General features: G+C 72.0%; 26 protein-coding genes. 18 read left to right on the forward strand and 8 right to left on the reverse strand.

The features are described from left to right. The first annotated feature begins 6 nt into the window (after nt 1-6). Entirely contained in the window at nt 7-996 is a 990-nt protein-coding gene (locus CLV67_RS33860) for a C40 family peptidase (RefSeq protein ID WP_239166935.1), read from the forward strand. Nucleotides 997-1,007: 11 nt separating this feature from the next. On the opposite strand, the gene CLV67_RS33865 is transcribed toward CLV67_RS33860, so the two are convergent. Then, nucleotides 1,008-1,520, reverse strand: coding sequence for a MarR family winged helix-turn-helix transcriptional regulator (locus CLV67_RS33865; RefSeq protein WP_106325793.1), 513 nt, complete (start codon nt 1,518-1,520; stop codon nt 1,008-1,010). Nucleotides 1,521-1,573: 53 nt separating this feature from the next. Between CLV67_RS33865 and CLV67_RS33870 the strand changes: the two genes are divergently transcribed. Continuing rightward, nucleotides 1,574-2,638 (forward strand): epoxide hydrolase family protein, encoded by a 1,065-nt coding sequence (locus CLV67_RS33870; RefSeq protein WP_106325795.1) that lies wholly within the window; start codon nt 1,574-1,576, stop codon nt 2,636-2,638. A gap of 132 nt (nt 2,639-2,770) precedes the next feature. On the opposite strand, the gene CLV67_RS33875 is transcribed toward CLV67_RS33870, so the two are convergent. Next, a complete protein-coding gene (locus CLV67_RS33875; protein WP_106325797.1) occupies nt 2,771-3,490 on the reverse strand; it encodes a DivIVA domain-containing protein in 720 nt (239 codons plus the stop codon). A 323-nt stretch (nt 3,491-3,813) separates the two neighbouring features. Here CLV67_RS33875 and CLV67_RS33880 point away from each other — a divergent pair, with 323 nt between their 5' ends. From CLV67_RS33880 to mptB, 7 genes are all read left to right on the forward strand, one after another. Then, nucleotides 3,814-5,160, forward strand: coding sequence for an ATP-binding protein (locus CLV67_RS33880; protein ID WP_106325799.1), 1,347 nt, complete (start codon nt 3,814-3,816; stop codon nt 5,158-5,160). Then, nucleotides 5,157-6,188, forward strand: a complete 1,032-nt coding sequence (locus CLV67_RS33885) for a tetratricopeptide repeat protein (protein ID WP_106325800.1) — start codon at nt 5,157-5,159, stop codon at nt 6,186-6,188. The genes CLV67_RS33880 and CLV67_RS33885 overlap by 4 nt, the downstream gene beginning before the upstream one ends. A 78-nt stretch (nt 6,189-6,266) precedes the next feature. Beyond that, on the forward strand, nt 6,267-7,007 hold the full coding sequence (locus tag CLV67_RS33890; protein WP_106325802.1) for a phosphatase PAP2 family protein: 741 nt from the start codon (nt 6,267-6,269) through the stop codon (nt 7,005-7,007). 11 nt (nt 7,008-7,018) lie between these two features. After that, nucleotides 7,019-7,525, forward strand: coding sequence for a cell division FtsX domain-containing protein (locus tag CLV67_RS33895; protein ID WP_106325804.1), 507 nt, complete (start codon nt 7,019-7,021; stop codon nt 7,523-7,525). After that, on the forward strand, nt 7,522-7,959 hold the full coding sequence (locus tag CLV67_RS33900; protein ID WP_146169393.1) for a permease-like cell division protein FtsX: 438 nt from the start codon (nt 7,522-7,524) through the stop codon (nt 7,957-7,959). The genes CLV67_RS33895 and CLV67_RS33900 overlap by 4 nt, the downstream gene beginning before the upstream one ends. Next, nucleotides 7,953-8,630 (forward strand): HAD family hydrolase, encoded by a 678-nt coding sequence (locus CLV67_RS33905; protein ID WP_106325809.1) that lies wholly within the window; start codon nt 7,953-7,955, stop codon nt 8,628-8,630. Before CLV67_RS33900 ends, CLV67_RS33905 begins: the two co-directional genes overlap by 7 nt. A 626-nt stretch (nt 8,631-9,256) precedes the next feature. After that, complete coding sequence (gene mptB / locus CLV67_RS33910) at nt 9,257-10,690, forward strand: polyprenol phosphomannose-dependent alpha 1,6 mannosyltransferase MptB (protein WP_106325811.1); 1,434 nt, start codon at nt 9,257-9,259, stop codon at nt 10,688-10,690. Between the two features lie 4 nt (nt 10,691-10,694). On the opposite strand, the gene CLV67_RS33915 is transcribed toward mptB, so the two are convergent. Then, a complete protein-coding gene (locus tag CLV67_RS33915) occupies nt 10,695-11,873 on the reverse strand; it encodes a LolA family protein (RefSeq protein WP_106326141.1) in 1,179 nt (392 codons plus the stop codon). A gap of 133 nt (nt 11,874-12,006) precedes the next feature. Between CLV67_RS33915 and CLV67_RS33920 the strand changes: the two genes are divergently transcribed. From CLV67_RS33920 to CLV67_RS33940, 5 genes are read left to right on the forward strand one after another with little or no spacing between them, the layout of a single operon-like run. Continuing rightward, on the forward strand, nt 12,007-12,942 hold the full coding sequence (locus CLV67_RS33920; protein ID WP_106325813.1) for an intradiol ring-cleavage dioxygenase: 936 nt from the start codon (nt 12,007-12,009) through the stop codon (nt 12,940-12,942). Between the two features lie 53 nt (nt 12,943-12,995). Beyond that, nucleotides 12,996-13,676, forward strand: coding sequence for a response regulator transcription factor (locus tag CLV67_RS33925; RefSeq protein WP_106325815.1), 681 nt, complete (start codon nt 12,996-12,998; stop codon nt 13,674-13,676). 39 nt (nt 13,677-13,715) lie between these two features. Continuing rightward, on the forward strand, nt 13,716-15,050 hold the full coding sequence (locus tag CLV67_RS33930; protein ID WP_106326143.1) for a sensor histidine kinase: 1,335 nt from the start codon (nt 13,716-13,718) through the stop codon (nt 15,048-15,050). After that, nucleotides 15,047-15,745 (forward strand): Pr6Pr family membrane protein, encoded by a 699-nt coding sequence (locus CLV67_RS33935; RefSeq protein WP_239166934.1) that lies wholly within the window; start codon nt 15,047-15,049, stop codon nt 15,743-15,745. The genes CLV67_RS33930 and CLV67_RS33935 overlap by 4 nt, the downstream gene beginning before the upstream one ends. A 26-nt stretch (nt 15,746-15,771) precedes the next feature. Beyond that, entirely contained in the window at nt 15,772-16,206 is a 435-nt protein-coding gene (locus tag CLV67_RS33940; RefSeq protein WP_106325817.1) for an OsmC family protein, read from the forward strand. Between the two features lie 756 nt (nt 16,207-16,962). On the opposite strand, the gene CLV67_RS33945 is transcribed toward CLV67_RS33940, so the two are convergent. Then, the gene (locus CLV67_RS33945) at nt 16,963-17,898 is read right to left on the reverse strand and encodes a LysR substrate-binding domain-containing protein (RefSeq protein ID WP_106325819.1); all 936 of its coding nucleotides are present in this window, start codon (nt 17,896-17,898) and stop codon (nt 16,963-16,965) included. 66 nt (nt 17,899-17,964) lie between these two features. On the opposite strand from CLV67_RS33945, the gene CLV67_RS33950 reads away from it, so the two are divergent. Both CLV67_RS33950 and CLV67_RS33955 read left to right on the forward strand, forming a co-directional pair. Next, complete coding sequence (locus CLV67_RS33950; RefSeq protein WP_106325821.1) at nt 17,965-18,747, forward strand: inositol monophosphatase family protein; 783 nt, start codon at nt 17,965-17,967, stop codon at nt 18,745-18,747. A 5-nt stretch (nt 18,748-18,752) separates the two neighbouring features. Beyond that, nucleotides 18,753-19,370, forward strand: a complete 618-nt coding sequence (locus CLV67_RS33955) for an NAD(P)-dependent oxidoreductase (RefSeq protein ID WP_239166896.1) — start codon at nt 18,753-18,755, stop codon at nt 19,368-19,370. A 22-nt stretch (nt 19,371-19,392) separates the two neighbouring features. On the opposite strand, the gene CLV67_RS33960 is transcribed toward CLV67_RS33955, so the two are convergent. From CLV67_RS33960 to CLV67_RS33970, 3 genes are all read right to left on the reverse strand, one after another. After that, the gene (locus CLV67_RS33960) at nt 19,393-19,830 is read right to left on the reverse strand and encodes a chemotaxis protein CheW (protein WP_106325825.1); all 438 of its coding nucleotides are present in this window, start codon (nt 19,828-19,830) and stop codon (nt 19,393-19,395) included. Nucleotides 19,831-19,984: 154 nt separating this feature from the next. Continuing rightward, nucleotides 19,985-20,536 carry a TlpA disulfide reductase family protein gene (locus CLV67_RS33965; protein WP_106325827.1) on the reverse strand — a complete coding sequence of 184 codons (552 nt, stop codon included), beginning with the start codon at nt 20,534-20,536 and terminating at the stop codon, nt 19,985-19,987. 86 nt (nt 20,537-20,622) lie between these two features. After that, nucleotides 20,623-21,168 carry a MauE/DoxX family redox-associated membrane protein gene (locus tag CLV67_RS33970; protein WP_170154101.1) on the reverse strand — a complete coding sequence of 182 codons (546 nt, stop codon included), beginning with the start codon at nt 21,166-21,168 and terminating at the stop codon, nt 20,623-20,625. A 98-nt stretch (nt 21,169-21,266) separates the two neighbouring features. Between CLV67_RS33970 and CLV67_RS33975 the strand changes: the two genes are divergently transcribed. Continuing rightward, nucleotides 21,267-22,148, forward strand: a complete 882-nt coding sequence (locus CLV67_RS33975; protein ID WP_106325831.1) for a DUF1963 domain-containing protein — start codon at nt 21,267-21,269, stop codon at nt 22,146-22,148. Nucleotides 22,149-22,153: 5 nt separating this feature from the next. Here the strand turns inward: CLV67_RS33975 and CLV67_RS33980 are convergent, their stop codons facing one another. After that, nucleotides 22,154-22,390, reverse strand: a complete 237-nt coding sequence (locus tag CLV67_RS33980; RefSeq protein ID WP_203737795.1) for a hypothetical protein — start codon at nt 22,388-22,390, stop codon at nt 22,154-22,156. A gap of 50 nt (nt 22,391-22,440) precedes the next feature. Here CLV67_RS33980 and CLV67_RS33985 point away from each other — a divergent pair, with 50 nt between their 5' ends. Next, nucleotides 22,441-23,670, forward strand: a complete 1,230-nt coding sequence (locus CLV67_RS33985; protein ID WP_239166897.1) for an MFS transporter — start codon at nt 22,441-22,443, stop codon at nt 23,668-23,670. Nucleotides 23,671-23,708 lie beyond the last annotated feature (38 nt).

The following is a 23,708-nucleotide window of genomic DNA, read 5'->3' on the forward strand; positions in this document are numbered from 1 at the left end:
ACCAGCGTGAAACGGATTGGCGCGCGTCGCGCCGGCCTCGTGCGCACCCTGATGTGCGCGGCGGCCGCGGTCGGCATCCTGGTCACGGGACCGTCCGTCGCCCACGCCGAGCCTTCCCCCGCGGAGATCGAGAAGCAGATCGACAAGGAGTGGAACGAGCTCGAGCCCGTCATCGAGGACTACAACGGCACCCACACCAAGCTGGTCAAACTGCGTAAACAGCAGAAGGACCTGGCGAAGACCCTCGCTCCCCTGCAGTCCCAGGTGGACAAGGCGATGGTCGAGGTGAAGGGTCTCGCGGTCGACGCCTACATGCAGGGCTCGCCGGGCGCGATGAACGCGATGCTCCTGACCGGTTCGCCGACCGGGTTCGTGGACAAGCTGACGCTTCTCGACCAGCTCGCGCGCAACCGGGAGGCCTCGATCGCCGAGGTCGCCAAGTTGCGCGACAAGTACGCCGCCGACAAGGCGGCCGTCGACAAGCTGGAGTCCGAGATCGCGGTCCGTGACACCGACCTCGCGACCAAGAAGACGTCGATCGAGAAGGAGATCACCAAGCTCCAGAAGCTCCGTCTCACCGCCTACGGCAACGTCGACGCCAGCGACGGGGAACTGCGTACCGGCCCCTGCCCGGTCACCTACACGAACGACAAGGGCGGCCGTGCCGCCCAGAAGGCGTGTGACCTGATCGGCAAGCCGTACGTCTTCGGCTCGAACGGCCCCAGCAGCTACGACTGTTCGGGTCTGACGCAGGAGGCGTGGGGCTCGGTCGGCGTGCATCTCGAGCACTACACGAAGGATCAGTGGGGATCCACCAGGTCGGTGAGCCGGAGCGAGTTGAGGCCGGGCGACCTGGTCTTCTACTACTCCGATGTGCACCATGTCGCCCTCTACATCGGCGGCGGCAAGGTGGTGCACGCACCTAGCACGGGTGACCATGTCCGTATGGCCACCATCGACCGGGGGCCGATCGCGGGCTATCGACGCCCTGCGTAGAACCTCATGCGTCATGCGGAAAGGTCGCCGTCTGCGGATGGCGGCCTTTCTTCATTTCGTACGGACACGCGTGCGGCCCCGGGTGGTTCGTGCCGGGCCGGGCGTACCGGAAGTGCGTGGTGCTCCAGCAGGCGGCGCAGCAACCCGGCCAGCTGCTCGCGCTCTTCCGCCGACAGCGGCGCCAGCAGCTCGTCCTGGACCGCGGCCGCCCGTGCGGCCAGTTCGGCGCCGCGCTCACGGCCGGCCGCGGTCACCGCGACCACGTTGCGCCGCTTGTCCGCCGGATCCGGTGACCGCTCCACGAACCCGGCCGACTCCAGCTCGTTGAGCGCGCCGACCAGATCGCTCAGATAGATCGCGGTGCGCCGCCCGAGCGCCGCCTGACTGGCCGGACCGTCCGCGATCAGCGACGCCAGCAGCCGGTAGTGATAGCCCTTCGCTCCGGCGGCCGCGAACCCCTCGGTGACGAGCCGGTGCGCGTGCGCGGCGGTCTGGGTGAGCAGCCAGCTCGGCAGATGATCCACGTGACGACGATAACATTGGACCGACTAACGTTAGTGGCACTAACGTTAGTCATATGAACGATTTCCGCGTGCACGTCCCGCAAGCCGACCTCGACGACCTGGCCGCGCGTCTGACCCGTACCCGATGGCCCGAAGAAGCCCCCGGCGACTACGGCATGACCGTCGATCGGGTGCGCGCCCTCGCCGGCCACTGGATCGACTTCGACTGGCGTGCCCACGAGGCCGAGCTCAACGCGATACCGCAGCAGGTCACCGAGATCGGCGGCGACCGCGTCCACTTCCTCCACGCCCGCTCCGCCGACCCGGGCGCCCTGCCGCTGCTGCTCACCCACGGCTGGCCCGGCTCCACCGTCGAGTTCCTCGACGTGCTCGGCCCGCTCACCGAGCACTTCCACGTCGTCGCCCCGGCCATCCCCGGCTTCGGCCTCTCCGGACCGACCACCGGCCGCTGGGGCATCCAGCGCGTCGCCGAGGCCTGGGCCGGACTGATGTCCCGCCTCGGCTACCACCGCTACGGCGCCCAGGGCGGCGACTGGGGCTCCGGCGTCTCCCGGCTGCTCGCCACGGTCGCCCCCGACCGGGTCGTCGGCGTCCACGTCAACTACCTGCCGACACCCGGCTCCCCGGACGGCCTCGACGCTCAGGACCGGGCCCGCCTCGACAAGACCATGAAACTGGCCGCCAACCGGCACCCGCACCAGATCCTGTTCGCCGCGACCCCGCAGACGCCCGCCTACGCCCTCAACGACTCACCGGCGGGGCTGCTCGCCTTCATGGGCGAGAAGTTCGACACCTGGGCGGACCCGGCCACACCCGTCCCCGACGACCGCATCGTCGCGAACATCGCCCACCACTGGCTGTTCCGTACCGCCGGCTCCGCCGCCCGCCTGATCAGGGAGAGCGGTCCCGGCGGCCCGCCCGGGCCCTGCCCCGTCCCGCTGGCCGTCGCGGTCCTGCCCGGCGACATCGTCCAGTCGGTGCGCCCGCTGGCCGAGCAGCGCGAGAGGATCACACGCTGGACCGAGTACCCCCGTGGCGGCCACTTCGCGGCCCTCGAGGTCCCCGACCTCTACACCGCCGACGTGACCACGTTCTTCCGGACACTGGCGAACCGCTGACCCCGAACCGCAGCTGTGCCGTACCGCTGGCTCAGGCCGGTTGAGGCAGCGGTACGGCACAGCCGTGAAGATCCGGCTGTGTCTCACCGTTGTCCCGGCGTGGCTGAGACAGCGGTATGACACAGCTGTGGGTCAGACGGGGCCGGGGAGGCGGGCCGCGGGAGGGAGGCCGGGGCCGCCGTCGAGGTCGTGGAGCTGGCGGACCACGTGCTCGCCGAGCGCCGCCCGGTAGTCGACGGCCAGCTGACCGAGGTTGTCGATCTCCTCGAGCATGGCGGCGCGGTTGCGGGCCAGCTCGTCCATCGACTCGACGTGGCTGCGCTCGGCGTCCGCCTCCATGGCGCCGGCCGCGCGGCGGGCCTCGCCGGTGACCTGCTCGGCCCGCAACTGGGCGTCGGCGAGCAGCTGGTCTGACTCCCGCTGGGCGTCGCGGACGTGCTCGTCGGCGGTCCGCTGCGCCATCATCAGCACCCGGTCGTCGGACTCGCCCGGCACGCCGTTGCCGCGCACCTCCGGCGGCGTGGCGCGGACCTCGTGCCGTGCCTGCTCGAGCCGGGCCTGCGTGTCGCGGGCCTCCTGCTCGGCACGGGCCAGGCCCTCACGCAGCTGCATCAGCCGCGCGGCCAGCTCGGCGACCTCACCGTTCAGCACGGTCGTCGCGGCCGGATCGGCCGGGACGCCGCGGTCCTGGCGCAGCCGCTCGGCGAGGCGGTCGTTCTCCTCGATCAGCCGGATCAGCTCCTGACCGGCCTCGTCGAGGAAGGCGTCGACCTCCTCCTCGTCATACCCCCGCTTACCGATCGGTGGCTTCCGGAAATCCATGTTGTGGATGTCTGCCGGAGTGATCGGCATGGTGACCTCGATTCCCGCCGGTTCCGGTCGACCCGACGTCGTTGGACGACAGCGCCGATTCGAAAGCCCGGCCCTCGGGCGGCAGCCGGACGTCCCGGCGTGAACAGGCGCGCCGGCGAATCGTATCCGCATCTGTCACCCCACTCACGGTGAACCGATCCGGTATCACCGGTAACGCCTACCGCATCACCCGCGTAACGGCAGGTCACCGGTGATCGCCCGGTGCGGGAGAACTTTCTGGCGGCCCGGTACCGCACGAGAGGACCGCACGGGGGCGGGCGGCGGCTCCGGGCGGGAGCGCGACGAGGGCATAATCGCATGTCATGAGCGATGCCTTGATCAACAGCCTGGCGGCCGCCGTCGAGGCCCGGCCGGACGACCTGACGCTGCGGCTGCACCTGGCTGAGATGCTGGTCACGGCCGGTCGCGGTGCGGAGGCGATCGGGCACGCCGCTCAGATCCTGGCGCGCGAGCCCGGCGACAGCGCCGCGCAGCAGCTGATGGCCCGGGCCCTGGGCGGCCCGGCTCCCGGCGGGCCCGCTGTGGGCGATGCGGCAGGAGGCTCGCCTGCGGAGGGCGGGACCGCGCCGGGCGCCGCGCAGGTCGTACAGCCGCAGGGGTCTGAGAAACCGGAGGAACCGCCGGCCGGGAGTGAATCGCCGGCGCCGCCCACCGAAAAGCCCGCGAAGGGTGTCGACTGGGCGGCCCTGGAGGAGCAGTTCGGTGATGTGGTGCCGCCGCGGTTCGCGCGGGCCGACGGCGAGCCCGACCCGGTGAGCGGGCACGCCGACCGGACGTTCGACGTGGAGCGGTCGACCGTGACGCTGGCCGACGTCGGCGGCATGGACGAGGTGAAGAAGCGGCTCGAGGTGTCGTTCCTGGGACCGCTGCGCAACCCGAAGCTGCGCAGCCTGTTCGGCAAGAGCCTGCGCGGCGGCCTGCTGCTGTACGGCCCGCCGGGCTGCGGCAAGACGTTCCTGGCCCGCGCGGTGGCCGGGGAGATGGGCGCGTCGTTCATCAGTCTGAGCATCACCGACGTGCTGAACATGTGGATCGGCAGCTCGGAGCGCAACCTGCACGACCTGTTCGAGTCGGCGCGCGGGCACGCCCCGTGCGTGCTGTTCCTGGACGAGATCGACGCGCTCGGGCACAAGCGCAGTCAGTTGCAGTCGTCCATGCGTACGGTCGTGAATCAGCTGCTGACCGAACTCGACGGTGTCGACGGCGGCAACGATGGGGTGTTCGTCCTGGCGGCGACGAACGCGCCGTGGGATGTGGACCCGGCGTTGCGCCGGCCGGGGCGGCTGGACCGGACCGTGCTGGTGCTGCCACCGGACGCGAAGGCCCGTGCCGCGATCCTGGAGTACCACCTGCGGGGTCGTCCGGTCGCCGGGATCGACCTGACCGCGGTGGCCGCGGCGACCGAGCATCACTCCGGCGCCGACCTGGCTCACCTCTGCGAGACCGCCGCCGAGTACGCCATGCGCGACTCGATCGCGACCGGTGAGGTCCGCATGATCAACCAGGCGGACATGCTGGCGGCGGCACGTGAGGTGCGGCCGTCCACGGACGCGTGGTTCGCCACCGCGCGCAACGTCGCGATGTTCGCGAACGAGAGCGGCGCCTACGACGATCTGGCCGCCTACCTGAAGAAGCGCAGGATCCGATGAGCGCGGCGGCGGAGCGGGCGCGAGCGCTCGCCGACGTCGGCCGGCTGGAACAGGCGGAACGGGCCGTGCGCGACGGCCTGGTCGAGACACCGTCCGATGCCGAGTTGCTCGCATTGCTGGCGGGCCTGCGCCGGTTGCAGGGCGACTCGCCGGCGGCGCTGGAGTTCGCCGACGCGGCGGTGGCGGTGGCGCCCGGTCAGGCGGTGATGTACATCGAGCGAGCCGAGTGCCTGCTCATGCTCGGCCGTACGGCGGAGGCGCTCGACTCGGCCCGGGAGGCGGTGCGGCTCGGCCCGGACCGTCCCGAGCCGCACCGCTCGCTGGCACGCTGCCTGACGCTGCTCAGGCAGCATGACGCGGCCCGGGAAGCGGCCGGGCGCGCGGTGACGATCGCGCCGCAGGCGGTGGAGAATCTGATCACCCTGGCCGAGGTGGAACGTCATGCCGGCCGCCCGAGCGCCGCCCGGCAGGCCACCGCGCGGGCCCTGGCCGAGGACCCGGAGAATCCCGACGGACGCTGGATGATGGCCGTGCTCGATGCGCACCGGCTACGGGTCGGCGAGGCGATGCGGGGGTTACGAGGGCTCGCCGCGGACCATCCGGACCGCTACGGCGCGCCCGTGCTGAGCTGGCCGGTCCGCGGGCTGCTGGTCAGCCTCACGGTAGGTCTGGTGGTCGGGCTGCCGGTGGTGGCGGTGCTCGCGGCGGGCGGTCTCTGGTGGGCGCCGTCGTTGTTGCTGGCGCGCGGTTCGGCCGCGGTGATCGTGCTGGTGTCGGTGACCATGGCGATCCGTGTTCTGGTGCCGGCGGGCCGTCTGCCGTGGATCTGCCTCGGCCTGCTGCCGGCGGTGACGCGCTGGGCGGCCGTCGTGCGGCTGGTCGCCGCAGGCGTTTCTCTTCCGCTTCTCTGCTGGTACGCGATGAGCCCGGCCTGGCCGGTGCTGGTGTCGGTGACGGCCGTTCTGGTGGTGATGCTGGCCGTTCTGCTGGCACTGATGGCCGCCGGGCGGGTTTCGGGTGCGCGTTAGGTCACTTTCGTCCAGGTGAATCTTGCTCACTATGCAAGATCGCCGGATGCTTGGCCCCCTGATCGACGGGGGAGTGGCATGGCGACGACGCGGGACACCGGCAGACTCTCCGCGTTACGCGAGCTCGCCCTGATCGCGGCCCTGTTCCTGGTCTACAAGGTGGCCCGGCTGGCCGCGAACGGGCACGTCGACGAGGCGTTCGCCAACGCCCGCGCGATCTGGGACGCCGAACGTCTCCTGCGCCTGCCCGGTGAGCCGGCCGTCCAGCAGGTCCTGCTCGGCTGGGACGGCCTGATCGAGGTGGCCAACAGCTACTACGCGTACGTGCACTTCCCGGCCACCGCGGCCTGCCTGATCTGGCTCTACCGGTACCGGCCCGCCCACTACCGGTGGACCCGCAACGTGATCGCGCTGCTCACCGCCGCGGCCCTGGCCGTCCACTTCGTGATGCCGCTCGCCCCGCCCCGGATGCTGACCGGCACCGGCATGCTCGACCTGGGCCGCCTTTACGGCCCGGCCGTCTACGGGCCGCCGGAGACCGACCAGATCTCCAATCAGTACGCCGCCATGCCGTCCCTGCACGTCGGCTGGGCCCTGGTGGCCGCGATCGCCCTGATCGCCGCCACCACCGGCCGTTACCGGGGCCTGTGGCTGCTGCATCCGGCGATCACCCTGCTGGTCGTGGTCGCCACCGGCAACCACTACTGGCTGGACGCGCTCGCCGCGGCCGCCCTGCTCGCCGGCGCTCACGTCCTGCTGCGCCGCCAGCGTCCGGCCGGGGCCCCGGTGGTACCCCGGCCGAGGGTGGCCCTCGGGTAGGTTGTCTGATCGTGATCGAAACCGCTGAATCGCCCGAATCGGCGCCCGCCGCGCCGCCGCGGCGATCCTGGCCCGGCCTTCTCGCCCTTTCCGGCGCCTCCCTGCTGGCCGGTGTGGCCGTGACCGTGGCGGTGCTGCTGCTCGCCGGATGGCGGCATGTGCCGGTCCACCGGTTCGAGGTGGTCCTCGTGCTTCAGGCCCAGGTCTCCAGCGGGCAGCGGGAGGAGATCGTCGCCGAGGTGATGCGGGCGATGCCCGGCGAGAACACGGTGACCTTGGTGACGCGCGAGGAGCAGTTCGAGGCGTTCCGCCAGGACTGGGAGTCGAACGGCAACGGCCCGCTGCCCGACTCGGTGACTCCGGCGCTCTCGCGGGAGCAGCTGAAGGTCTCCGTCAGTGGCCGGGGCTTCGACTGCGCGCTCGTCCGGGAGTTCCAGGACCGCGGGGAGGTCGACCAGGTGAGCGTGACCCGGTGGGACGGCGGCACCGGCCGGAAGTCCGTGATGGGATGCCGATGAGAGTACGACCGGTCCACCTCGTCGTCTCCGGTGTGTCCGTGCTGGCCGGCGTTGGCCTCGCGATGGTCGCACTGCTGCTCGCCGGCTGGCAGCACGTGCCGGTCAAGCGTTTCGAGGTCCGGGTGTTCCTGACCGCGGAGGCCACCACGGAGCAGACCGGCGACGCCGAGGCCGTTCTCGCCAGGGTCGCCGCGGTCACCCGGCGCACCGGCGAACAGGGTTACGCCGACCTTGAGAAGTCGTACGCGGAGAGCGGCGACACCCTGCCCGAGTCGGTGACCCCGGATTCCATGCCGGACGCCCTGGTGATCACGATCGAGGGACGCGAGATCGACTGTGCCCCGTACGCCGCGCTGGACGACAACCCCGGCGTCGACGTCGTGCGGGTCGCCGAGTTCGCCGGCGGCGTCGCGCTCTCGGCGACCGAATGCTGAACGCTGTCCTGTTCGACCTCGACGACACCCTGGTCGACCAGGTCACCGCGTCGGGCGCGGCGGTCGTCGCCTGGGCGGCGGAACTCGGCGTCACCGGGCCGGACGTGGCCACGCGCTGGGCGGCGGCGTCCGAACGGCACTACGCCCGCTACCAGACGCGGGAGATCACCTTCGGCGGGCAGCGCCGTGAACGGGTCCGCGACTTCCTGGGCGCCACGCTCACCGACGGTGAGGCCGACGAGCTGTTCGCCGGATACCTGCGGCGGTACGAGGACGGCTGGACCGTCTTCGACGACGCTGTTCCGGCACTGCGCCGTGCCCGCGCGGCCGGTCTGACCGTGGCCGTGCTGACCAACGGCGACGAAACCCAGCAGCGCCGCAAACTCGACCGGCTCGGCCTCGCGCCCGAGATCGACGTGCTGATCGCCTCCTCGGCGCTGCCCGCCGGCAAGCCGGACCCGCGCGCCTTCGCCGCCGCCGTCGGCCTGCTGGGACTCGAGGCGGAGCGGGCGCTGATGGTCGGCGACTCCCCGGACAAGGACGTACGCGGCGCCGTGGCGGCCGGGCTCCCGGCGGTGCTGCTCGACCGGGCAGGCGTCCATCCGGACCCGGGCGTGCCCGTGGTGCGCGACCTGCACGGACTGGACTTCCCCCTCCTAAGGCGGCGCTGACTCCGCCTGGACTTCTCCGTCCTTCCTGGGGCGGCGCTGGCTCCGCTCGGCTTCCGCCCAGCCGCCGTCGTGCACCCCGGAGGGCGCGTCACCAGCGCACCCCTCGAGCGTGGTGACGTATGGCTCGCGGGTGAGCGTTCGGCGTTGCGTGGTGATGTGCGGCTCGCGGGTGGGCGTTCGGCGTTGCGTGGTGATGTGCGGCTCGCGGGTGGGCGTTCGGCGTTGCGTGGTGATGTGCGGCTCGCGGGTGGGCGTTCGGCGTTGCGTGGTGATGTGCGGCTCGCGGGTGGGCGTTCGGCGTTGCGTGGTGATGTGCGGCTCGCGGGTGGGCGCAGGTCACCACGCAGCGGGGGTCGGGGCTTTGCGTGGTGAATTGCGGCGTGCGCGAACCGCAGTTGGCCACGCGGGGGAGGCGGCGGTTTGTGTGGTGACCTGCGCCCACCGGTGGGCCGCAGTTCGCCACGCGGGGTGCGCGGCGACCGCGGATGGGGGCGAGGTCTGGCCGGAGCCGGTGTTTCATGACCCGGTAACCGGAGGTGCGCGGCCTGTTCCACCGCCGGTGACACATCGATCGCTACGGTCAGGAGCCGCCGGCGCCGGACCGGCTCCGCGCCGATGGGGAACCGTTGACGATCGTCGACCGCCGCGCCCGTACCGGGCTCGTCACCGCCCGCTGGCTGGGGCTGTCCGGCAGTGTCCTGATCGTGCTGGGCGGCGTCGTCGTCGGCGTCGGGCCGTCCGGGTCGGTGCCGCCGCTGCCGTCCACCGGCGCCGGGATCATGTGGTGGACCGCTGTCGTCTACCTCGGCATGACGCTGCTCGCGATCGCCTGGCTCAGGCTGGGCCGGTCGCTGCCGCCGGTCCGCGACCAGCTGCGGACCGGTCTGCTGTGGGCGGCCCCGTTCCTGCTCAGCGGCCCGATCTTCAGCCGCGACGTCTACAGCTACCTGGCGCAGGGCGCGATGACGGTCGCGGGGCTCGACCCGTACCGCTTCGGGCCGTCCGCGTTCGGCGGTGACCTGGCCGCCGATGTGCCGCCGATCTGGCAGGACACGCCCGCCCCGTACGGCCCGGTGTTCCTGAGCCTGGCCGGTGCCGTCACCGGAGTGACGGGCCACGAGGTGTGGCCCGGCCTGGTCGGGATGCGGCTGCTCGCGCTGACCGGGATCGCCCTGATCGCCTGGACGGTGCCGCGGATCGCCCGCGAGTACGGCGCCGGCCCGGCCACCGCCGTGTGGCTGGCCGTCCTCAATCCGCTGGTCCTGCTGCACCTGGTCGCCGACGCCCACAACGAGGCCGTGATGATCGGCCTGATGTGTGCCGGGCTGCTTCTCGCGCTGCGTGGCCGTACGCTGCCCGCCGCCGCGCTGATCACCCTGGCCGGACTGGTCAAGGGACCGGCGCTGGCCGGGCTCGCGTTCCTGGTGGTGTACCGGGCGGGCCGGCTGGCCGGACGGGCGCGCTGGGTGCGGGCGGTGGCCGGGACCACGGTCGTCGCGGCCGGGACCGCGGCCGTCGTCACCGTGCTCACCGGCACGGGTTTCGGCTGGATACCGGCACTACGGACACCTACCCGCGCGCTGACCTGGATGTCGGTGACCACGGACATCGGCTCGCTGCTGGGCCACGCGCTGCACGGTCTCGGGCTGGCCGGAGTCAGTCAGACCCGGCAGGTCGTCTGGACGGCCGGGCTGCTGGCGGCCGGTGCGATCTGCCTGGTCCTGCTGGGCGGAAGCGGCACCCTCGGCATCGTGCCGGCACTGGGACTGTCGCTGGTCGTCGTGGTGGTGCTCGGTCCGGCCGTACACATCTGGTATCTGCTCTGGGGTTTGATTCCCCTCGCGGCCGCCGCACCCGATCGGATCCGCCGGAGCGCCGTGCCGGCCACGTTCGTGCTGCTCGTGGTCTCGGCGCCGAACGGGCCGCCGCACGAGGCGCCTCTGGTCCTCGGCGCGGTGCTGGGTATGGTCGCGGGCCTGCTCGCCTGCGGGGCGCTGTGGTTGGTCCGGGAACAGGAAACCGCCGCGCCGGGGCAGCCGGCGCGGCGGTTTCGTGGGTGATGCGTCAGGCGGCGGCCTTGTACAGGGCCTCCGGGGTGACGGCGCCGGCGATGACCCGGCCGTCGTCGGTGAGCAGGACGCTGAAGAGCGAGCCGCTGAGCAGCTTGCCGCTGCCCCACGCGCCGCTCACCGGCGTCAGTGTGCCGAGGAGGCCCTCGGCGAGTTTCGCGGCCTCGGCAGCCTCGGGGTCCTTCGACCCTTCCGCGGCCTTCGGCAGGGCGTCCAGCTCACCGAGCTTGGGGCCCTTGGCGATCGCGATGGTGGTCCAGCCTTCGCCGACGACCTTGAAGTCGCCGTCCTCGGCCACGGCCTCGCGGGCCGCCTTGGCCTCGGCCTCGGCCTTCGCGGCGTCCTTGCCGTGCTCCTTCAACGCGTCCTCCGGCACCGACTGGTCGGTGATCTTGGCGCCCGGCGGCGGGTTGAAGGCGAACTGCTGGTCGTCCGGAACCGCGAAGTTGATCTGCTCGAACGCGACCCGGAACGCCGGCTTGGTGGTGTTCTTGGCGTAGACGTCGACGCGCAGCGGGATGTGCTCCTTCGCGTCGATCGCCAACCGCACCTGGCCGACCAGCGACTCGGTGTCACGCGGGCTGAGCACCAGCTCGTACGCGTCACGCCCGGCCACCTCGGCCGCGCCGGTCGTCTCGACCTTGGTGCTGTCGTCGATCGCGGCCAGTGCCGCCTCCGCCGCCGCCTGCGGGGTGCTCGGCACCGCGCTCGGCGCCGCCTCCCGCTCACCGGCACCGGCCGGCAGCTTGAAGTGCGTGCCGGTGTTCTCCTTGCTCTCCCAGATCCACACGTCGGAGCCGTTGCGGATCACGTCGGTCTCGTTGCTCGTGCCGAGCAGCGAGAACCGCATCTTCTCCTCACCGGCGTACCAGATGCGGGCGGTGTTGCTGCCCGCGATCAGGCTGGTGAGGTTGCCACCCCCGCCGCTCACGTTTCCGAGCAGCCCCGCGATGCCCGGCAACCCGAGGTCGGAACTCTGCACCACGGTGCCGGACAGACCCTTGGGGTCTGCGCTCTGCAGGTCGACGAGCAGCTGAGCGGCACTGCGCTCAGGCAGCGCCGGGTCGGCGTTCGCCACGATCGTTCCAGCCGCTGCGCCGCCCCCGATGACAGCTACCGCCGCAGCCGTCGGGACGAGCCAACGCAGCGCCGGCCTGGACCTCAACACGGACACGATGTCCACCTCCCGAATCTCTGCGACCCATGTTGCCGTGATCCCGCTGTGATCCGGCTGAGAAGGACCCTTAGGGGAGAGTGCTCATATACCGTGATCTGGCTGATAAGGGACAGGCGGGATCGGGAGAACCATGATGGCGTACGAGGGGCGTGAGCTGCCCAGACCCGGCGCTGAGCTGGTCGACCAGGGGTGCGGCTTCGACCTGGGGACGATGCGCCGCCGGGACCTGTTGCGCGCGGTCGGGCTCGGTGCGACGGTCCTCGGCCTCGGTGGTTGCGGCTCGACACCGGAGAGCTCCACGGAGACGCCCGCGACGGTCGCCGAGATCCCGGACGAGACCGCGGGGCCGTACCCGGGGGACGGCTCCAACGGGCCGAACGTGCTGAACCAGAGCGGCGTGGTCCGCAAGGACATCAGGCCCAGCTTCGGCACCGCGACCGGCACCGCCCAGGGTGTGCCGATGACGCTCACGCTCAGCCTCAAGGACCTGGCCAACGGGGGCGCCGCCTACACCGGCGCGGCCGTTTACGTGTGGCACTGCGACCGGGCCGGCGGGTACTCGCTGTACTCCACCGGCATCACCGGCCAGAACTATCTGCGCGGCGTGCAGATCGCCGACGACGCCGGTGAGGTCACGTTCACCAGCATCTTCCCGGCCTGCTACGCGGGGCGGTGGCCGCACGTCCACTTCGAGGTCTACCCCGGCGAGTCGAGCATCACCGACTCCACCAAGGCGATCGCCACCTCCCAGGTGGCGCTGCCGAAGGAGATCTGCGACGAGGTCTACCAGCAGGCCGGGTACGAGGCGTCGGTCACCAACCTGGCCCAGGTCTCGCTTGACGACGACAACGTGTTCGGGGAGGACTCCGGGGCGTTGCAGCTCGCGGTCGTGACCGGCACCGTGGCCGAGGGGTACGTCGCGAGTCTGGAAGTGGGCGTGGACACGACGACCACACCGACCGGCGGACAGCTCACCGGGGACGGCGCGCCTTCCGGAGCGCCGCCCGCGGGTGCTCCGCCGTCCGGTGGGCCGGGTGGGCCGGATGGGCCGCCGCCGAGCCGCTGAGATCACGCTGAGAGCCGGATGAGAATCCGGCGCCGGCGTGTCAGGGTGATCGTGTGCGGTTGCTGGTGGTGGAGGACGAGGCGCGGCTCGCCGCTGCGTTACGGCGGGGCCTGCAGGCCGAGGGATTCGCGGTGGACGTCGCCGCCGACGGGCAGGACGGCCTCGAGATGGCCCGCCACGGCGGGTACGACGCCATGATCCTCGACGTGATGCTGCCCCGGCTGTCCGGTTACCGGGTGGTGCGGCAGCTGCGCGCCGAACGGCACTGGCTGCCGGTGTTGATGCTCAGTGCCAAGGACGGCGAGTACGACCAGGCCGACGGCCTCGACTGTGGCGCCGACGACTATCTGACCAAGCCTTTCTCGTACGTCGTCCTGCTCGCCCGTCTCCGGGCCCTGCTGCGCCGCGGCGCCCAGGCCCGCCCGGTGGTGCTCGCGTTCGGAGATGTCGAACTGGATCCGGCGGAACGCCGGGTCCTCGTGGCCGGCACCGAGGTCACCCTGACCACCCGTGAGTTCGCGCTGCTGGAGTACCTGATCCGCCGTCCCGGCCAGGTCGTCTCCAAGACCGAGCTGCTCGATCACGTGTGGGACGCCGCCCTCGACACCGCCCCCAACGCGGTCGAGGTCTACGTCGGCTACCTGCGCCGCAAGATCGGCCGCGACCGGCTGGAGACGGTCCGTGGCGCCGGATACCGGCTGGCGATCGTCCCGCCCGGCACGGACGTGAGCTAGGTGCACCGCATCCGGGAGCTGAGCCTGCGGGCCCGGCTGCTGATCGCCTCCGTCGCGGGCCTCACCGCCGGTCTGATCGCGGGCGGAATCCTGCTCACCGTCGTGCTCGGCTACGCGCAGCTGCGTTCGGTGCACAGCGAGGCGAAGAACACCGCCGACGGTGTCGCCGCCCTCGTCGACCAGAACTCGATACCCAACCCGATCCCCGTGCCCGCCGGTGTGCAGGTGCAGGTCGTCGACGAGAACGGCGCGATCCGGGCGGTGTCCGCGACCGCCGACCGGCTTGTCACCATCCTCTACCCGCACGAACTCGCCGGACTCGAGGACGGCGAGGGCAGGACCATCCCCGGCGAGCGGATCGGGTACGACGGCGACGTCCACGTCGTGCAGGTGACCGCCGGGCCGCCGACCGCCCCGCTGCGCATCCTGGTCGCCCAGTCGACCGGGCAGATCGCCCAGAGCGTCCACGTCCTCAAGATCACGCTGCTGATCCTGTATCCGATGCTGATCGCCCTGCTCGCGGCCGTGCTGTGGCGGGCGCTGGGTGCGGCCCTCAAACCGGTCGACGCGCTGCGCGCGGGCGCCGAGGAGATCACCGGCGGCACGCGGGCCGGGCGGTTGCCGCTGCCCGACTCCAAGGACGAGATCCACCGCCTCGCGGTCACCCTCAACGACATGCTGCACCGGCTGGACTCCGCCCGTGCCCGGCAGCGGGCGTTCGTCGCCGACGCCGCGCACGAGCTGCGCAGCCCGCTCACCAACATGCGCACCGAACTCGAGGTCGCGCAGCGGCTGCCGGACGACACCGACTGGCCCGAACTCGCCGACGACCTGCTCGCCGACGTGCAACGGCTGTCCCGGCTCGTCGACGACCTGCTGCTGCTCGCCCGCTCCGACGAAGGGCTGCCCGCCACCCGCGTCGAGGAGATCGACCTGGCGCAGTTCGTCGGCGAGGCCGCCGAACGCTACCCGGACGTCGCCTTCGACGACCCCGGCAAGCCGCTGCCGCTGCTCGCCGAACCGGACGCGCTGGCCCGCGTGGTCACCAACCTGCTCGACAACGCGGTCCGCCACAAACGGTCCGCGGTGACGGTGTCGGCCGCGGCCGACGGCCCGAACCTGCTCGTCGTGGTAACCGACGACGGGCCCGGCATTCCCGAACCCGACCGGGAGCGCGTGTTCCAGCGGTTCACCCGCCTCGACGACGCCCGTGCCCGCGACGCCGGTGGGTCCGGGCTCGGCCTCGCCATCGTCCGGGAACTCGTGCGCCGGCATCGCGGTACGGTCACCCTCGGCGATGCTCACCCGGGCCTTCGGGTCGAGGTACGCCTGCCGTGGCGCCAACCTCAAGATCAAGCTTTACTACCGGGGTGAACGGAACACGCATCTACGCCCGCCTCTGGCACGGCGTGCTCGCCGTCATCGTGCTCGCCTCACTGGTGATCCAGATCTCGCTGACGGTGCGGGGCCAGCCGGGCGCCGACGGCGTGGTGCAGCCGGCGGTCACCCGCGTCGTTCGCCTGTTCAGCTACTTCACCATCCAGAGCAACATCCTGCTGCTGATCGTCTCGGCGACACTGGCCCTCAACCCTGGCCGCGACGGCCGCCTGTGGCGGGTGATCCGCCTCGACGCCGTACTCGGAATCATCATCACCGGCCTGGTCTACGCGACCGTCCTGGCCGGAGCCTCGAACCCGTCCGGCGCCGGCTGGTGGTCGAATCTCGGCTTCCACTACATCGCGCCGTGGTGGGCGCTGGCCGGCTGGCTGCTGTTCGGGCCGAGGTCGCGGACAGACAAGCGGACACTGTGGTGGGCGGTCCTCTGGCCGGTGGCCTGGATCGGCTACACCTTCGCCCACGGCGCCGCCACGGACTGGTACCCGTACCCGTTCACTGACGTGACCGACCTCGGCTACGGTGCCGCCGTCCTCAACATGACCTTCGTCGTGGTGATCGCGGTGCTCTTCGCGGCGATGCTGTGGGGTCTGGACCGGCGACTGCCCGGCGGACGTCCGGCCGCGTCGTCCCCGGTGCCGGTCACTGACGTCGAGCGTCAGCCACAGAGCTGATTCCAGGGTGGGATAGGTTCAGCGGCATGGCCGACGACACCCGACGCACCGTGTCCCTGCACCGTACGAGCCTCGGCCGGTACGAGGTCCGCAACGCCCGCGGCGGCACGATGACCATCGGCGTCGGCGACGGCGCCGACTTCACCCCGGTGGAACTCCTGCTCGCCGCGATCGGCGGCTGCACGGGCGCGGATGTCGACCACATAACGAGCAAGCGCGCCGAGCCGGACGACTTCACCGTCCACGTGACCGCGGACAAGGTCCGCGACGAGACCGGCGGCAACCGCTTGATCAACATCGTGCTGGAGCTGCGGGCGGAGTTCCCGGAGGGCGCTGCCGGTGACGCGGCCCGCGAGATGCTCCCGCGCGCGGCCAGGATGTCCCACGATCGCCTCTGCACCGTCTCCCGGACCGTCGAACTCGGAACCCCGGTCGACACCCGCACCGCGCCGGCCGGCTAGAGAGCTTTCGCAGTCGAGGTCCAGCTCGGCAGCCCGTCTCAGCCCTCGAATCCAGCTGCCATGACGTGGCTTGGCTTCGGCTGGGGCACACATCCAGGCTTTGCGTGTGCTCCTGACGTCGTCGGCAACAACGGTGAGGTCCCACGTTGCGGGTCCGTGGACGCCTGCCGTCGCTATGGCGGCGGCAGGGTCGCGCGCAACGGCTGCGTGTGTTCCCACCGCCGCACCACCGGCCCTGCACGGCGGCGCTCTCCGGAGCGCCGGATCAGGCCGCGCTCTTCAAGCCGGTCAAGGGATCCCGCCGCCCTCCGTTGCCGGCCGGCTTCCACGGCCGAGCTACGGCTGGCGGGCCGCACCCTGACCGCGAAGGCTCCCTTTCTAGGAAGCTTTCGCCGTCGGGGTTCCCGGCCCGTCAGTCGCATCCGTCGGAGCCGTGGTGGCGTTCGGTCGGCTGATGGCTTGGCGTTACGGTCGTGGGCTCCGGGGTCGCGTGGGGTTGGTTACCGCCGCGGCCGGGTGCTGGACGATCAACTACGGCCGTTTTCGGAGCCGGGCTCCGGGATATCGCTGCCTCCGGCCTGGGGAAGGGTTCGCCGGCCACGGCTGGGCGATCAACAGCCCGGGGAAGGGTTCGCCGGGCGCGGCTGGGCGATCAGACGGTCGGGGGAAGGGTTCGCCGGCCACGGCTGGGCGATCAAGCGGCCCGGGACAGGACTGTCCCCACCAGCCCAACCAGACCGTGACCGTAAAAGGTGTCTAGCGCGTGGGCTCGGGAGCCGTCGCGCCGTCCCGGTCGCCGGTCAGGACCGCGGTGAAGGCTGAGCGGACTCGCTCGCGTAACCAGGTGTGGGCCGGGTCGGTGTCGTAGCGCTGGTGCCAGCAGCAGATGACCGGGGGCGCCGGCAGAGCGATCGGCAGCGGGACACCGACCAGGTCGAAGGCCTTGAGCAACGGCCGCCAGGTCAGCTCCGGGGCGGTCAGCACGGCGTCGCTCGTGGCGATCACGTGCGCCGCGGCGGCGGTGGTGCCGACCGCGGCCAGCACACGCCGGTGCAGGCCGTGCTCCTCCAGGGCGGTGTCGACCGGGTCGGTCAGCCGTCCGCGGCGTGAGATCAGGACATGGGGCCGGGCCGCGTACGCCGGCAGGTCGAGCCGGTCCGCATCCGGATGACCGCGGCGCAGGACCGCGACGAACCGGTCGTGGCCCACGGTTTCGTGCCTGATCTCGGTAGCGGCCGGGACACCCGCGCCGATCTCCAGATCGACCCGGCCGTGGCGCAGCTCGTCGGTGTCCAGAGCGCTCTCGGCCAGGAACCGCAGACGCACCCCGGGCGCATGCTCGGCGATGCCGGCCAGCAACACCGGCGCGACGGCGGTCGACAGCGCGTCGTGGCACTGCAGCGTGAAGACCCGATCCAGTTCCGCGGGGTCGAGCACACCCCGGGGAGCGAGGACCTCCCGGCTCTGCCGCAGCAGTTCACCGACCTGCTGTCGTACGGCCATCGCGTACGGCGTCGGCGTCATGGTCCGGCCGGTGCGCACCAGGATGTCGTCACCGGTGAGCCGCCGGAGCCGGCCGAGGCTGCGGCTCACCGCGGGTGACGACAGGCGCAGCCGCTGGGCGGCACCGGTCACGCTGCCCTCCTCGAGCAACGCGTCCAGCACGATCAGGAGATTCAGATCCAGTTGCACAGCGGTAAATCGTACCGTAAGTAGATTGCATTGGACTTAATGCCCGGCCGGCCGCACATTTGATCCATGAGTTCTGACCAGCGACTTCTGACCACCGTGACGAGCGCCGTGCGGGCCGCCGCGACCCGGGTCTCCCGTCCCGGACGGACGCCGGTGACCGAGGCGGAACTGTTCGCCGCGCTGCGCGCCAACGACGACGCCGTCACCGGCAGCCTCCGCCCGGCACTGCTCGCCGCACTGCCCGGCGCCCGATGGACCGCCGACGAGCATGGCTCCGGGCCGATGCCCGGCGGCGACTGGTGGGTCGTCGACCCGGTCGGCGGCAACATGAACGCGGTGCAGGGCATGCCCGACTGGAACATCGGCGTCAGCCTGGTCCGCGACGGCCGGCCGGTGCTCGCCGTCCTGCACGCGCCGGTGGCGGGGGAGACGTTCACCGCGATCGCCGGCGGTGGCGCGCACGTCGGCGGCGTACCGCTGCGGGTGTCGATGAAGACCGACCTCGGGCTCGCCCTGACCGGCACCGGTCAGGCCAGGGCCGGCCGGGACGCGGCCGCCGCCGGCCGTGCCGGAGCGGCCGTCGCCGCGATGATGCGTCACGCCCTGTATGTGCGGGCCTCGGTGCCGGTCGGACACCAGCTCGCCCAGGTCGCCGCCGGACGGATGGACCTGCACTGGCAGTTCGACAACCTGCGCTCACACATCGCGCCCGTGCTGATCGTGCGGGAGGCTGGCGGCGTCGTCACCGACCTCGACGGCGAGCCGTGGCAGATCACCAGCGACGGCTACCTCGCCGCGGCGCCCGGCGTGCACGCCGCCGCCCTCGACGTCCTGCGCCCCCTGCGATGACCGGGATGCCCCTCCAGATCACCGTGCTGGGCGCCTCCGGCGCGACCGGTCTCGAACTGACCCGTCAGGCCCTCGACCGGGGACACCATGTGATCGCGATCGCCCGTACCCCGGATCGCGTCGTCGTCCCGGACTCACCACGGCTCCGCCGGATCGCCGCCGACGTCGGCCACCCGGACCGGATCGCCGCGGCGCTGCGCGGTGGCTCCGTCGTGGTCTCGGCCCTGGGCGTCGCCAAGGGTGACGAACCCGGCGCGCTCACCGCCGGCGCGCGAGCCGTGGCCGCCGCCCGCCCGGAGCGCATCGTCTGGCTCGGCGCCTTCGGCACGGGGCGCTCCGCCGCCGTGGCCGGCCCGCTCACCCGCACCCTGCTGCGCCTGCTCGGCGACCTCGACGACAAGGTCGCCGCCGAGCTGATCATCCACCACGCGGGCGGCACCGTCTTCCACGCCGGCCCGCTGTCGAACGGCCCGCTCAGCCCGGCCCGCCGGACGGTCGGCCTCGACGGTGCTCCGCGGAGGCTGTTCCCCGCACGGGTCAGCCGTGCCACCGTGGCCGCCGCCATGCTCGACGAGGCCGAGAACCCGGCGCACCGTCCCGGTGTCGCCGTCCCGCTCGGATGACGCGGCGTGACCGGTACGGGTATCAGGCGGAGACGCGCGAGGTGTTCACGCACTCGGCGACGTCCAGCACCAGCAGCAGCCGGCCCTCGGTCTTGTACGCGCCGGTGACCAGCGCGCGAGACGGGCCGGTCAGCGTCGCGGGCGGCTCCTCGAACATCTGGGCGTCCAGGTAGGCGACCTGCCCGATGCGGTCCACCAGCAGGCTCACGGGCTCACCGGCGTACCGCACGATCACGTTCATCACGAGACCGGACATGTCGCGGCGCGGCAGGCCGAACTGGACGCGCAGGTCCACCGCGGCGATCACCTGCCCTCGCAGGTTGAACAGGCCACCGACCGCGTTCGGCGCCATCGGCACCGGGGTGTACTCGCTGTACGACAGGACCTCCTGCACGGCGTCCACGTCCACGCCGAAGAACTGGCCGGCGACCTCGAAGGTGACGAACTGGCGACTCGACATGTGCTACTCCCGGGATGATGTCCGCCGGGAGGCTTGCCGCGACGGATCACCAGGAATATCGGACGATCCCGTCCCCGAGCCAAGGAATCCGGCGGGTCAATCCGCCGGCTCGTCATCCCGGCCCCGGTGGTCACGTTACGCGCCGGCGGGAGCATCAGCGGACCGGGGCGAGCGCGCCGGCGGTGAGCACCCGCCTCCCTCCGGCGCGGACCGTGCCGTCGGGCTCGATGACGCAGATGCCGGGCACGCCGCGCAGCCCGAACGCCTTGGAGACCGGCTCGGCGTGGTCGGAGCCGACGACCGTGGCCACGGTGCGCAGGGAGGCCAGATAGCCCTCGGGCCCGGAGCCGCCGTCGATGACGACGGCGAGCACGTTGCGGGCTCCGCCGGGCCACCCGGCCGCGGTGGCGACGAAGTGGGGGAGCACCTCGGCGCACGGCTCGCACGTCGCGGAGAAGAAGCCGGCCAGCGTGGGCCCCTCGAACGTGGCGAGCGTGATCGGGTTGCCGTCGAGGTCGGGCACGGCGAAGTCGCCGACCTTGCCGCCGGCCTCCATCAGCAGGTTGTCGGGCTGCCCGCCGGCCCGCTCGGCGAAGCGCTGCTCGTGCTCCCGCAGCCGCCGGATGACGCCGTAGGACACCACCAGGTTGATCACCGTCAGCGCCCCGACGATCGCCAGCCCGGCCGCGATGAGACTTGTTGTCACAGAATTTTCCCTTATCCGGAGCCACACGCTGGAACGGCGCGATACATCGCCGATGCAACCTCTTCAAGGCCCTGTCGTGCCCGGGCTCAGCGCGCCGGAGTCGTCGTGCCGAACAGCCAGGCGAGCTCGTCGAGCCACACCAGAACGCCGACCCCCAGCGTGGCCATGCCGGCCGCCGCAACCAGCTGCGGCCCGCCGGCGCCGCTGAACGGCGGCGCCGCGACGGCCAGCTGCGCGACGAGCCCGGCCAGCGCGGCGGCACCGAGACAACCGCTGCGCGCCACATGCCGCCAGGCGACCGGCGCACTGCTCGCACCGAAACACTGGCAGCCCGCCCGGCTGCCCCGCCTCACCGCGATGACCAGCGCCGTGGTGAAGCCGCCGAACAGCAGCGCCGCCGCGGCCATCCCGGCCGCCGTGGTGCCCGGCCACAGCAGCAGGCCGAGCGTCACCGCCTCGGCGGCGACGGCCACCCCGGCCACCGGCCGCGCCAGGCGACCCGGAATCACCCGCAGGTCGCCGAGCCCGTCCGCGAACGCGCGCAGGCTCGCCCGGCTGCGCAGCTTGCCGGCCAGCGAGACGACCAGGACACCGGCGATCAGCAAGACGACCGTGGCGACGAGCACGCGCATGACCCTCCCCTGGCATTCATCAACGTCCGTCGACATCCTAGTCGGGATCCGTGTTCCGGGCGGCCCGATCTGAATCGGACATGGCATCATGCTCGTCCATGGATCATCAGGGTCGGTTCCGCGGCGCTGCGCTCGCCGCCGGTGTCCCGGACGACGAGATCGGTCGATTCCTCGAACACCTCCGCCTGTCGGTCCGCCTCGGCGGCGGCGCGGGCGGCGTCCCGGCCGGGCGGTCCGGTGGGCTGCCCCGCCTGGCGGTGGGCCGGGAGTGGCCGTCGGCCGGGGACGCCCAGCTGCCGTTCGTGTTCTCCGTGGACTGTGCGGCCCTGCCCCCGGTCGACGGCTCCGCCCTGCCCGCCGGCGGCTCGCTGCTGTTCTTCCTTGACCACGAGGAGGACCACCTGGCCGGTGCCGAGGGCGATCACCGGTACGCGCGCGTCGTGTACGTGCCCGCCGGCGCCGAGACGAGGACCGTCGAGCCCCGCGACCCCGCGATCGTCGCCGAGGGCTACGACCTGCACGCCACGCTCGTCGCCGAGCTTCCCGGCCGGTTCACCCCGGACGGCGACGAGGACGAATACGACGAGGACGATCTCTCTCCCTTCCAGCAGCGGCTGGCCGACGACCTCGAACGCGACCTGCCCCAGCTGGAGGAACTCGTCGCGCTGGCCGGCGAACTCTGGCCGCCCGGCGGCGGCCTGGCCACCGCCTGCCTGGGCGGCTACGTGGACGAGGAGGTGATCACGAGCATCGCGGAGCAGAGCCTCGCGGGCCGGGAGAAGGCCGGCGAGATCGTCATCCCGGTGGCGAGCTGGTACTCCCACGTGGAGAGGGAGGCCCACCGGCTGACCGGCGAATGGCTGTCGCTGGCCCGCTTCCCGGCGGGCGACCACTACGACGCCAGTTTCGTGATCCGCCACGACGACCTCGCCGCCGGCCGCGTCGACCGGGCGCTCTCGGTGACCGGGTTCAGCGAGTAGGAGCCTCACGGCACCAGGACGACGCGCTCCTCACCGCCGGCGGTCCAGGCCAGGGCGACGTCGGCGAGGGACGGAGCCTCGGCGCGTACGTCGATCGCGTCGCCCATCACCGCGGCGGCCAGCCCCGGCAGCTCGGCGATGATGTCACGCGCCGGGACCGATCCGATGCCGCTGCCGACGATCTGGAACCGTGCCGACCGCCTCGGGCCTGAGCAGCGCGGCCACCTCGTCGCGCTGCTCACGCCTCTGCTGACGCCCGGCGATCGACGAGAGGCTGTGCAATGATCCTCGGGTGACGGTTCCGCCGCCCGAGGACCGCACTACCGGCTCCCGGCCGGCCGGTGCGGCCGACCTCGCAGCCCGTCCCCGCATCCGCCTCTCTCTGCTGCTGCTCGCCTACTGCGCCTTCATCAGCCTCGGCCTGCCCGACGGACTGCTCGGCGTCGGCTGGCCGTCGATGGCCGACAGCCTGCGACTGTCCACCGACACCGTCGGCGTCCTGCTGTTCGTCGGCATGATCGGCTACCTGGCCTCGAGCATCATGACCGGGTTCAGTCTCGACCGCCTCGGTGTGGGCCGGCTGCTGGCCGGCAGTACGGCCCTCGCGGGCGCCGCCCTCGTCGGGTACGCCGTCACGCCGTCGCTGGCCGTGTTGATCCCGTGCGCACTGGTGGCCGGCTTCGGGGGCGGCGGCATCGACGCGGGCCTCAACGCCTACGCGGCCGGCGCGTTCGGCGCCCGGCAGATGAACTGGCTGCACGCCTTCTTCGGTCTCGGCGTGGCCATCGGGCCGATGATCATGACCGCGGTGATCAGCGGCGGCCTGTCGTGGCGGTGGGGCTACGCGATCGTCGCCACCGCCCAGCTGCTGCTGGCGATCGCGTTCACGCTGACCATCCGCTCCTGGAGGTCCGGCCCGGGCACGCCCGAACCGGCGCCGACGATCCAGCCACGCGTCGCGGAGACCCTGCGCATGCCGGCCGTCTGGCTCGGCGTCGCGGCGTTCGGCGTCTATGTGGGCGCCGAGGTCACGACCGGCCTCTGGGCGTTCCTGCTGCTCACCGAGGATCGCGGGATGAGCGCCGCGATCGCGGGGCTCTGCGTCTCGGCGTACTGGGGAAGCCTGTTCGCCGGCCGGGTAGTGCAGGGATTCACCGTCGAACACCTGGGCACCGGCCGTACCCTGGTCGCAGGTCTGGCAGGGATGCTGACCGGATCCGTGCTGGTGGCCGTCCCGGGGCCGGGCTGGCTGGCGGTCACCGGCCTGATACTGATCGGCTTCTCCGCCGCCCCGGTGTTCCCGCTGCTGACACTGACGACCGCCGACCGGGTGGGGGAGAGGCACGCGAACCGGGCCATCGGTCTGCAGATGGCGGCGGCGGCCGGGATCGGCGGGGCGGTCATCCCCTCCGGCGCCGGTGTGATCATCGAGCGGGTCGGGGCGGAGACCCTCGGCCCGATGCTGGTCGTGCTGTGTCTGGTCCTGCCCGCGCTGTATGCGGTCATGACGCGCCGCCGCTGACTCCTTGACAAGCCCCGGAGCACTTCCTAGCTTTGGCG

This window comes from Actinoplanes italicus (assembly GCF_003001815.1).
Lineage (GTDB): Bacteria > Actinomycetota > Actinomycetes > Mycobacteriales > Micromonosporaceae > Actinoplanes > Actinoplanes italicus.

Bases quoted from the DNA above. Each gene is read 5' to 3' on its own strand.
- CLV67_RS33905 (WP_106325809.1), top strand. From the start codon at position 7,953: ATGCTGAACGCTGTCCTGTTCGACCTCGACGACACCCTGGTCGACCAG.
- CLV67_RS33975 (WP_106325831.1), top strand. From the start codon at position 21,267: ATGGATCATCAGGGTCGGTTCCGCGGCGCTGCGCTCGCCGCCGGTGTC.
- CLV67_RS33885 (WP_106325800.1), top strand. From the start codon at position 5,157: ATGAGCGCGGCGGCGGAGCGGGCGCGAGCGCTCGCCGACGTCGGCCGG.
- CLV67_RS33870 (WP_106325795.1), top strand. From the start codon at position 1,574: ATGAACGATTTCCGCGTGCACGTCCCGCAAGCCGACCTCGACGACCTG.
- CLV67_RS33950 (WP_106325821.1), top strand. From the start codon at position 17,965: ATGAGTTCTGACCAGCGACTTCTGACCACCGTGACGAGCGCCGTGCGG.
- CLV67_RS33880 (WP_106325799.1), top strand. From the start codon at position 3,814: ATGAGCGATGCCTTGATCAACAGCCTGGCGGCCGCCGTCGAGGCCCGG.
- CLV67_RS33970 (WP_170154101.1), bottom strand. From the start codon at position 21,168: ATGCGCGTGCTCGTCGCCACGGTCGTCTTGCTGATCGCCGGTGTCCTG.
- CLV67_RS33875 (WP_106325797.1), bottom strand. From the start codon at position 3,490: ATGCCGATCACTCCGGCAGACATCCACAACATGGATTTCCGGAAGCCA.
- CLV67_RS33955 (WP_239166896.1), top strand. From the start codon at position 18,753: ATGCCCCTCCAGATCACCGTGCTGGGCGCCTCCGGCGCGACCGGTCTC.
- CLV67_RS33900 (WP_146169393.1), top strand. From the start codon at position 7,522: ATGAGAGTACGACCGGTCCACCTCGTCGTCTCCGGTGTGTCCGTGCTG.
- CLV67_RS33940 (WP_106325817.1), top strand. From the start codon at position 15,772: ATGGCCGACGACACCCGACGCACCGTGTCCCTGCACCGTACGAGCCTC.
- CLV67_RS33920 (WP_106325813.1), top strand. From the start codon at position 12,007: ATGATGGCGTACGAGGGGCGTGAGCTGCCCAGACCCGGCGCTGAGCTG.
- CLV67_RS33890 (WP_106325802.1), top strand. From the start codon at position 6,267: ATGGCGACGACGCGGGACACCGGCAGACTCTCCGCGTTACGCGAGCTC.
- CLV67_RS33960 (WP_106325825.1), bottom strand. From the start codon at position 19,830: ATGTCGAGTCGCCAGTTCGTCACCTTCGAGGTCGCCGGCCAGTTCTTC.